The following is a 7,939-nucleotide window of genomic DNA, read 5'->3' as shown; positions in this document are numbered from 1 at the left end:
CAAGGCTGCAGTGAATTTATCTGTTTGCGAGCTTGAGCTGCATTTTGAAATTTTGCACAAAATCTGCTTAAAATTTTATTCCCACAAGCCGTGCATTCATAAAGTATTCTCAAAATTTAGATTAAAATCCGTATTTAAATCCTATATTTATTTAAAATTTTAGCGATTATTAGAGAGGATGCTTGAAGAATTAAATAAAGATGGATATAAAATTAACGGCACTAAATTTCAATATCTGATAGCGAAAAATGAGATGATACGGAAAATTTTATGAGATACCAAGCATCAAGACGGCTACACTATAGCGGTTACTATAAGCGGCGGCTATACGGATAAGATAAATACTTACACAGAAAAAGAAAGATTGTAATAGCAAAGGCGATTGGAATTTGAATGTGTAAAAAAGCACTTAATTAAATTTTTTCGAAGCATTTGGCGAGATTATATGATTTTAAAATTTAAATTAAGAAGGACGGCATAGTCGTGAAATTTAAATATGAGCGTCGGCACAAAATAGCCGCGGATCGGCTAGCTCCGCTAAAAGCGCTATATAAAGGGTAAATTTAAAATCTAAGCTTTGCCGAATTTTAAATTTACCCGATTTGCCTCGCTATGAAATTTATTCGCCCAGGAAGTATTTAAGATCCGCCTGCGCGTCGCCGCTGATTAGGCGAAGGCCGAAATTCTGCACCAAAAAGCCTAAAATTTCATCGTTGAAAAACTCAGGCACCGTAGGGCCCACGTTTATATTCTTAACACCGAGGCTAAATAGCGCAAGCAGGATTATGACCGCCTTTTGCTCCATCCACATCAGCACGATCGAGACCGGCAGGTCGTTTACCGCGATGCCCGTAGCCTCGCTAAGCGCCAAGGCGATCTTGACCGCGCCGTTGCTGTCGTTGCACTGACCCAGGTCGATATATCGCGGAAGCTCGGTGCCAGGAACGGTTCCGAAATCCACATCATTAAAGCGGAATTTGCCGCAGCTGGAGGTCAAAATCACGCAGTCCTTCGGTAGGCTAAGCGCTAGCTCGCGGTAATACTCGCGTCCCTTGCCGGGTGCGTCGCAGCCTGCGATGACGAAAAAGCGGCGGATTTTGCCCGATTTGATCGCGTCTAAAATTTGCGGCGCAAGACTCAAAATCGTTTTGTAGTGTCCGCCCGTCACCAAGCTCTCGTCGCTGTCCATGCTCACGTCGCCGCACGCAAGCGCGCACTCGATAAGCGGCGTAAAATCGTCGTTTTGGATATGTTTGATCCCGTCGGTGCCCGCGATAGAGTAGCCAAAGAGCCTGTCCGCGTAGCTACAGGAGGAGCGAAGCGGCACGATGCAGTTCGTGGTCATCAAAATCGCGCCTTTAAATTCGTTAAAAAGCTTAGTCTGATCGAACCACGCCTTGCCGACGTTGCCCTTTAGATGCGGATACTTGCGAAGCTGCGGATAGCCGTGCGCAGGAAGCATCTCGGAGTGGGTGTAGATATTGATGCCCTTGCCCTCGGTCGCTTTTAGTAGCACCTCAAGAGCGTGCAGGTTGTGGCCGCTAACCAAAATCGCTTTGCCCTCGACCTTGTTTTGGCTTACTTTAACAGGGGTCGGTACACCGAATTTTGCAGTATGCGCCTCGCTTAAGATATCCATCATCTGCACGCCCGCGCTTCCGACGGCCATCAGCTGCGCGATATGCTCGTCAAAGTTAAAATTTGAGTTCGTTAGCGTGAAATACAGCGTATCCGCCATAACGGTATCGACCGCGCTGGTATCGGCGCCGAGCTCGTGTGCGTGGTGGCGGTAGGCGCTAAGGCCTTTAAGCCCGAAAACCATAGTGTCTTGAAGCAGGCTTAATGTGGAATTTTTGCCACAGGTACCGCGGTCTTGGCCCTTGGCGCCGCAGCCCTCGGGCGCGCTCATTTGGCACTGATGACAGAACATCTCTAGATTGTCGCTCATAGAAAATCCTTTATAAAAAATTTAGTTAGTAATTTTAAGATTTTATTTAGGCAAAAAAATTGATTATAATCAATAAATGGCTAAATTTTATCAAATTTATTTACAAAATGAGAATTTTAAATTTTATAAAAGGTATTCTAGATTGACTTAGAAAGCATAACGAGAAATTAGAATATTAAAAAATTTCTGGAACAAATTTTTATAAAACTAAGAAAACTTAAAGCTCTTTAAACATCGATAAAATCAGGGGTCTAAAGGAGTTTTTGAGTATATATGGCTCCGGATGCTGGATTCGAACCAGCGACCAAGCGGTTAACAGCCGCCTACTCTACCGCTGAGCTAATCCGGAACGCGTAGAATGGATGGTGCGGATGAAAGGACTTGAACCTTCATGCCGTGAGGCGCCAGATCCTAAGTCTGGCGTGTCTGCCAATTTCACCACATCCGCAAAAAAGAAAGCGCATATTAGCCAAAAAGCTCTTAATATGAGCTTAATATGGTACGCCCAAGAGGATTCGAACCTCTGGCCTACGGCTTAGAAGGCCGTTGCTCTATCCAACTGAGCTATGAGCGCAAAATATCAAATCAGTGGTACGCTCGAAAGGAGTCGAACCTTCAACCTACAGATCCGAAGTCTGTTGCTCTATCCAATTGAGCTACGAGCGCATAAAGTGGGGTGAGTTGTGGGAATCGAACCCACGACCCTCAGGACCACAATCTGATGCTCTAACCTACTGAGCTAAACTCACCACAATGGTCGGAGCGAAAGGATTCGAACCTTCGACCCTCTGGTCCCAAACCAGATGCGCTACCAGCCTGCGCTACGCTCCGTAGATTTTCGTGGATTGAATGAAAAGCGTATTATATATATTTTTTCTTAAATTCCGCTTTTTGCGGCTTTAAATTTAATGAAATTTAACAAGTCGCATCTGTTTTTCTAAATTTTTTAATAAAATTTGCATCAGCGCCAGCCCCTTCGTGCGGTGCGAAATTTTAAATTTAACCGCAGCGGGCAGCTCTCCGATTGTGCGGTCAAACCCACGCGGAACAAACATAAAATCGTATCCGAAGCCGTTATGACCGCGCTGCTTCGTTATCGCCGTGCCGTACATAAAACCATGCGTACAAAATTCGCCCAAATCGCATTTTAGCGCGATCGCCGCCGTATAATGCGCGGGCGACGAATCTAAGCTTAAAGCCCTCAGCTTCCTTGCTAATTTCTCGCGATTGCTCGCATCCGTTGCACCCTCTCCACTAAAGCGTGCCGAAAATATCCCCGGAGCCCCGCCCAGCGCGTCCACGCAGATACCGCTATCATCGCTTAGCACGAAAAATTCGCTCTGCAAATTTTTACTTTTTAGCGCCTCATGCACTGCGCGAACTTTAATAAGCGCGTTTTGTTTAAAGCTTGTGCCGCATTCGTCGATCTCAAAAGGATCCAGCACCTCGCTGAGCGCACACACGTCGTATCCCGTGAAAAATTCTTTTATCTCTTTTACTTTATTTTTGTTGCTCGTCGCAAGTAAAATTTTCATCCTCGCTCCTTAAATTTAAGCCGCCATTTTACCCAAAATCAAAGAATTCGTTACGATTTTTGGCTATAATCGGCGCAAATTTCATATTATTTGAGGTCTAAGATTATGCTAAAAAGCGTCCTTCCGCTTAGTTTTATCATCGCTACGAGGTTTTTTGGATTATTTATTTTACTGCCCGTGCTTAGCCTGTATGCGTTGAGCTTGCACGGCGCAAATGAAAGCCTAGTAGGGCTACTTTTTGGAATTTACGCGATTATGCAAGTGATTTTGCAAACGCCATTTGGAGTGCTAAGCGATAAGATCGGACGTAAAAAAACCCTTGCGATAGGGCTGGCGCTTTTTATCCTGGGCGCTTGCGTTTGTGCGGCGAGCGAGAGCGTTTATACGATGATTTTTGGGCGTTTTTTGCAAGGCTGTGGTGCTGTAGGAGCCGTAGCTACCGCACTAATTAGCGATTTTACGCGGGAGGAAGAGCGCGGCAAGGCGATGGCGGTAATGGGTGCGATGATAGGCGTGAGCTTTGGTGTCGCAATGATTTTAAGTCCGCTTTTAAGCGCTAAATTTGGACTTGCCAGCCTATTTCATCTAAGTTCAGCGCTTACGCTTTTATGTTTGGCACTGCTTTTTTTCGTAGTACCTACCGAACCGCATATCCGCTCCCTGCGCCAAAAGGTCCCGCTCGGCTCACTTTTGAGTGATAAAAATTTAATGCTTATGAATTTAACGAATTTTTTTCAAAAGGCTTTCATGACGGCAGCGTTTTTTCTAATTCCAATTTTGCTCGTGCAAAAATTCGGACTTTCCAAAAGTGATTTGACCAAAATTTATGCTCTAGGCGCTATTTTCGGCTTTACTGCGATGGGTGCGAGCGGCGCTTTAGGCGAAAAGCGCGCGCTAGCTAAGCAAATTCTACTTATCGGCATCTGCTTTTTCATCGCTTCGTATTTGATTTTTGCGTTTGCTAGCGGGGTGAGCGCTTTCGTGGTGGGCGTGATGCTCTTTTTCGTGGGATTTAACGCGCATGAGCCCATTATGCAAAGCCTTGCGTCCAAATTTGCCAAAGTCGCTCAAAAAGGCGCCGCACTTGGGATTTTTAATTCGTTCGGATTTTTTGGCAGTTTTTTGGGCGGGCTATGCGGCGGCGCACTTTTTGGCAAAATTGGCATCGAAGCGCTAGGCATTGGCGTCGCGGTTTTGGGTGTGATCTGGCTTGTGCTACTTTCTAGGCTGAGCGATCCAAAACTTTTTAAGAATTTATACTTTCCTAAAGGCGGCGATTTTTCCACACTACAGGGCGTAAAAGGCATTATTGAAATTTACGAGACCGATGGCGAACTCGTTGTGAAATTTAACTCGAAACTGATAAATGAAGATCAAATTTATAAAATCGTAGGAGGCAAATGATGGAATTTGAAAAATTTGAAAGCGCGATGGAGCGCTTCGCAAACGCGGTGCAAAAGTCCTCGCGCATCGAAAAAGTCGCGATCACGCAGGCGCTGGGGCGTATTTTGGCAAGCGACGTCGCGGCGCCCTTTAGCACTCCGCGCCGCCCGACCGCCGCGATGGACGGCTACGCGCTAAAGGGCGCGGATCTGAGCGAGGGGGCTAAATTTAAGATCGTCGGCACGACGCCTGCAGGCAAGATGCCTGGCGCCGTGGCAAAGGCGGGTGAGTGCGTCAAAACCTTCACGGGCGGGCTCATGTGCGAGGGTAGCGACACGCTTCTGCCGATCGAAAACGTACGGGTGCAAGCAGGCGAAATCGTCGTCACTAAGCCCGTTGCGGCGGGCTTTGCCGTGCGCGCGGCGGGCGAGAGCTACCGCGAGGGCGAGCTTTTACTTCGTAGCGGCACGAAGCTCGGCTTTTCGCAGATCGCGCTGCTAGCCGAGCTAGGGCTATTTCACATAAGCGTATTCATCCGCCCAAAAGTAGCGATCCTAGCCACCGGCAGCGAGATCAAGGATCTGGGCGAAAAACTCGAAAACGACGCTCAAATTTACAGCTCCAACCACATCGCGCTTGCAAATTTAGTAACGCAACTGGGCTGCGAAGCGATGATAATGCCTCTAGTGCGCGATGACGAAAAAGAGCTAGAAGGCGCGATCTTATCGGCTTTACAGAGCGCCGACATACTTCTAACCAGCGGCGGAGTGAGCGTCGGAGACTACGACTTCGTGCAAAGCACGCTGCAATCAAAATTTGAGCTCATCGTAAAGGGTGCGGCGATCAAACCGGGCCGCCACGTGCGCGTAGCCAAAACCGGCGAAAAATATATCTTCGCATTCCCGGGCTTCCCGCTCTCGGCGCTTATTACGTGCATTTTGTTTCTGCGCGTATTTTTGCAAAGATTCTTCGGCGTGCGCGAAAATATGGAATTTAGCGCAATCTTAGATCACAACTACGTAAAAAAGACGCCGTGGCTAGAGTTTATGCCTGCCGTCTTGCAAAACAGGGAAGGACGCCTTTTTGTTAGTCTGCAAAGCAAAAAGCAAGGCTCTAGCGCGATTTTGAACAATTTAGACGACGATAGCGTCCTGCTCGTCGCGCCGCTCGAGGTCAAAGAGCTCAAAAAGGGCGAGCTCGTGCGCGTAATCTCGGTACCTAAAATTTAGGGCGTAGCGTTTCGGCGGTAGTTGCGGAGGCAGACGGAATTTTAACTGCCGTTAAGAATAGAATTTTACTATCGCAGGAAATTAAGTAAATTGTGGAAATAAGTCAGCATTACGCTCTACGCAATAGCACAAATGCTGATAATGGCTCATTTATAAAAAAAAGTTTACTTGATAATAATGGGCGTGAACCAATACAGAACATACAAAATTTAGTATAAGCAGCTACTTAGGTTATTGTTTTTGCTATAATAGCTAAAAAATATCAAGGATGGTATAAAAAATGCTTTTTGAAAGATATGCGTTTAAATATAGAGAAAATAATGATATACAAAATAATACATTTGATATACAAATACCAGATAATGATTTTATGCAAATAAATATAAATAATGAAAATTTTGATATTTTTACAGAGCTGCATGAATATAATTTTTATAATGCCGCTTTTGAAAAGTTGATACTAACATATACAAAGCCAACAATTGTTTATAATATACCCGCTACAAATAGGTTAATATATAAGATTCGCTTGATTTATACAAAAACAAAGGAAGGTCAAACTATAGTGGATTTACAAGATTGGAGTACTATAGGTAGCTTAAACGGACATCAAGGTCTAGTTGATTTTGTTGATATTTTTATTATATCTTATGACAATATGGCAAAAATTGCTACGGAATATAAATATCACTCTATTTCTAAGCAAATTTTATATGATGTTATTCATGAAATTTTTGATAGATATTTTTTGAGACATAATATTCAACGAGACTATTTTGAAATAGTTATGGATTTTTCCCAAACGGATTTTGAAGAAATTTTTAATAATTCCAGAAAAAACAAAAAAATAGTATTTCATATGGATATAGTAAATAATGGGGCTGAAATAATTAATTCTGGAAAAATAGAATACTCAATCAAGGCAGATACTACTTTTGATAATGCTTTTAGTTGGCTTCGTGGGATATTTAATGACAATATTCAAAGATATTCCATAAAGTGTGAAGATATGAATAACAAGACCGCTTCCATTGATGGCTATTCGGACGACTTGACAACAAACGAATGGAGTACACCAGCAAGAATAGAAATTGGTACGCAAAATAATGATGCTTTATATGGACAGTTGGCTCATTTTTTAAGGATCTAACATGTTTGAAGTAATAAAAAAGTATGTATCAAATAGACAAAAACTTCATATGAATACAAAGATTTTTTATTTTAAAAAGTTATTTTTGCCTCTTATACCAACTTGCATATTGTTATTTTTTGGGATCAAATTTTGTATAAAACATGAAAATGTGGCAACATCACTAGTATCTGTCACTGCTATAATCATAGCTTTTTTGGTTTTTTTAATGACAACTCTTTTGACAAAAGATAGTAATAAAAATATACCCAATACAAATATAAAATATTCTGAAATTCTAGCTAATAATACAGCATTCCTTACTATTATATCATCTGTTTCATTGTTCATAAATTTGATTTACGTATATGTGTCAAATTTAGAATGCAAAAGTATTATGGCCTTAAATTTTATAAGTTTTTTTGCATTATATTTTATTTTTCTCACTATAAAAATTGTTGTTGACGATATATTATTTTTATCTAACATTTTTAAGAATTAAAATATTATAGATACTTAAATACATAAAATGAGCCGTATCCAAACCCACCCTTTTAAGCCGATTTTCGATGAGAATTCTAAAATTTTAATCCTCGGCTCTTTCCCCTCCGTCATTTCTCGCAAGCTGGGATTTTACTACGCAAATCCGCAAAATCGCTTCTGGCGTGTGCTGGCGCAAATTTTAAACGCGCCGCCGCCTGCAAGCACGGATGAA

General features: G+C 42.9%; 7 protein-coding genes and 6 tRNA genes. 4 read left to right on the top strand and 9 right to left on the bottom strand.

The features are described from left to right. Positions 1 to 619 precede the first annotated feature (619 nt). The 8 genes from hcp to Q0413_RS07235 form a co-directional block, all read right to left on the bottom strand. Positions 620 to 1,948 carry a hydroxylamine reductase gene (gene hcp / locus Q0413_RS07270; protein WP_298988326.1) on the bottom strand — a complete coding sequence of 443 codons (1,329 nt, stop codon included), beginning with the start codon at positions 1,946 to 1,948 and terminating at the stop codon, positions 620 to 622. A gap of 274 nt (positions 1,949 to 2,222) precedes the next feature. Then, positions 2,223 to 2,297: transfer RNA gene (locus tag Q0413_RS07265), tRNA-Asn, on the bottom strand. Between the two features lie 14 nt (positions 2,298 to 2,311). Continuing rightward, a tRNA-Leu gene (locus Q0413_RS07260) sits at positions 2,312 to 2,396 on the bottom strand. A 49-nt stretch (positions 2,397 to 2,445) separates the two neighbouring features. Then, positions 2,446 to 2,522, bottom strand: a tRNA-Arg gene (locus tag Q0413_RS07255). A 15-nt stretch (positions 2,523 to 2,537) separates the two neighbouring features. Further along, positions 2,538 to 2,614 (bottom strand) — tRNA-Arg (locus Q0413_RS07250). 6 nt (positions 2,615 to 2,620) lie between these two features. Beyond that, positions 2,621 to 2,697: transfer RNA gene (locus Q0413_RS07245), tRNA-His, on the bottom strand. 5 nt (positions 2,698 to 2,702) lie between these two features. Then, positions 2,703 to 2,779: transfer RNA gene (locus Q0413_RS07240), tRNA-Pro, on the bottom strand. A gap of 74 nt (positions 2,780 to 2,853) precedes the next feature. Then, positions 2,854 to 3,483, bottom strand: coding sequence for a non-canonical purine NTP pyrophosphatase (locus Q0413_RS07235; protein ID WP_298988324.1), 630 nt, complete (start codon positions 3,481 to 3,483; stop codon positions 2,854 to 2,856). A 105-nt stretch (positions 3,484 to 3,588) separates the two neighbouring features. On the opposite strand from Q0413_RS07235, the gene Q0413_RS07230 reads away from it, so the two are divergent. The 3 genes from Q0413_RS07230 (at position 3,589) to Q0413_RS07220 (ending at position 7,245) form a co-directional block, all read left to right on the top strand. After that, positions 3,589 to 4,887 (top strand): MFS transporter, encoded by a 1,299-nt coding sequence (locus Q0413_RS07230; protein WP_298988322.1) that lies wholly within the window; start codon positions 3,589 to 3,591, stop codon positions 4,885 to 4,887. Beyond that, positions 4,884 to 6,095: a molybdopterin molybdotransferase MoeA gene (locus Q0413_RS07225; protein WP_298988320.1), complete on the top strand. Its 1,212-nt coding sequence runs from the start codon at positions 4,884 to 4,886 to the stop codon at positions 6,093 to 6,095. The genes Q0413_RS07230 and Q0413_RS07225 overlap by 4 nt, the downstream gene beginning before the upstream one ends. A gap of 280 nt (positions 6,096 to 6,375) precedes the next feature. Then, positions 6,376 to 7,245, top strand: a complete 870-nt coding sequence (locus Q0413_RS07220) for a hypothetical protein (protein WP_298988319.1) — start codon at positions 6,376 to 6,378, stop codon at positions 7,243 to 7,245. A 66-nt stretch (positions 7,246 to 7,311) separates the two neighbouring features. On the opposite strand, the gene Q0413_RS07215 is transcribed toward Q0413_RS07220, so the two are convergent. Continuing rightward, entirely contained in the window at positions 7,312 to 7,575 is a 264-nt protein-coding gene (locus Q0413_RS07215) for a hypothetical protein (RefSeq protein WP_298988317.1), read from the bottom strand. A 178-nt stretch (positions 7,576 to 7,753) separates the two neighbouring features. Here Q0413_RS07215 and Q0413_RS07210 point away from each other — a divergent pair. Then, the coding region (locus tag Q0413_RS07210; RefSeq protein ID WP_366939664.1) for a uracil-DNA glycosylase family protein at positions 7,754 to 7,939 on the top strand (186 nt) is incomplete at its 3' end.

The sequence above is a fragment of the uncultured Campylobacter sp. genome (assembly GCF_938045465.1).
Lineage (GTDB): Bacteria > Campylobacterota > Campylobacteria > Campylobacterales > Campylobacteraceae > Campylobacter_B.
Note: the sequence above shows the minus strand (reverse complement) of the source record. Positions and strands in the feature narration are given on the sequence as shown.

What these genes read in the sequence shown, in the direction of transcription:
- Q0413_RS07215 (WP_298988317.1), bottom strand. Translation starts at nt 7,575, where the DNA reads ATGAACAATGAAACAGATGATATAATAGTAAGGAATGCTGTATTATTA.
- hcp (WP_298988326.1), bottom strand. Translation starts at nt 1,948, where the DNA reads ATGAGCGACAATCTAGAGATGTTCTGTCATCAGTGCCAAATGAGCGCG.
- Q0413_RS07225 (WP_298988320.1), top strand. Translation starts at nt 4,884, where the DNA reads ATGATGGAATTTGAAAAATTTGAAAGCGCGATGGAGCGCTTCGCAAAC.
- Q0413_RS07220 (WP_298988319.1), top strand. Translation starts at nt 6,376, where the DNA reads ATGCTTTTTGAAAGATATGCGTTTAAATATAGAGAAAATAATGATATA.
- Q0413_RS07230 (WP_298988322.1), top strand. Translation starts at nt 3,589, where the DNA reads ATGCTAAAAAGCGTCCTTCCGCTTAGTTTTATCATCGCTACGAGGTTT.
- Q0413_RS07235 (WP_298988324.1), bottom strand. Translation starts at nt 3,483, where the DNA reads ATGAAAATTTTACTTGCGACGAGCAACAAAAATAAAGTAAAAGAGATA.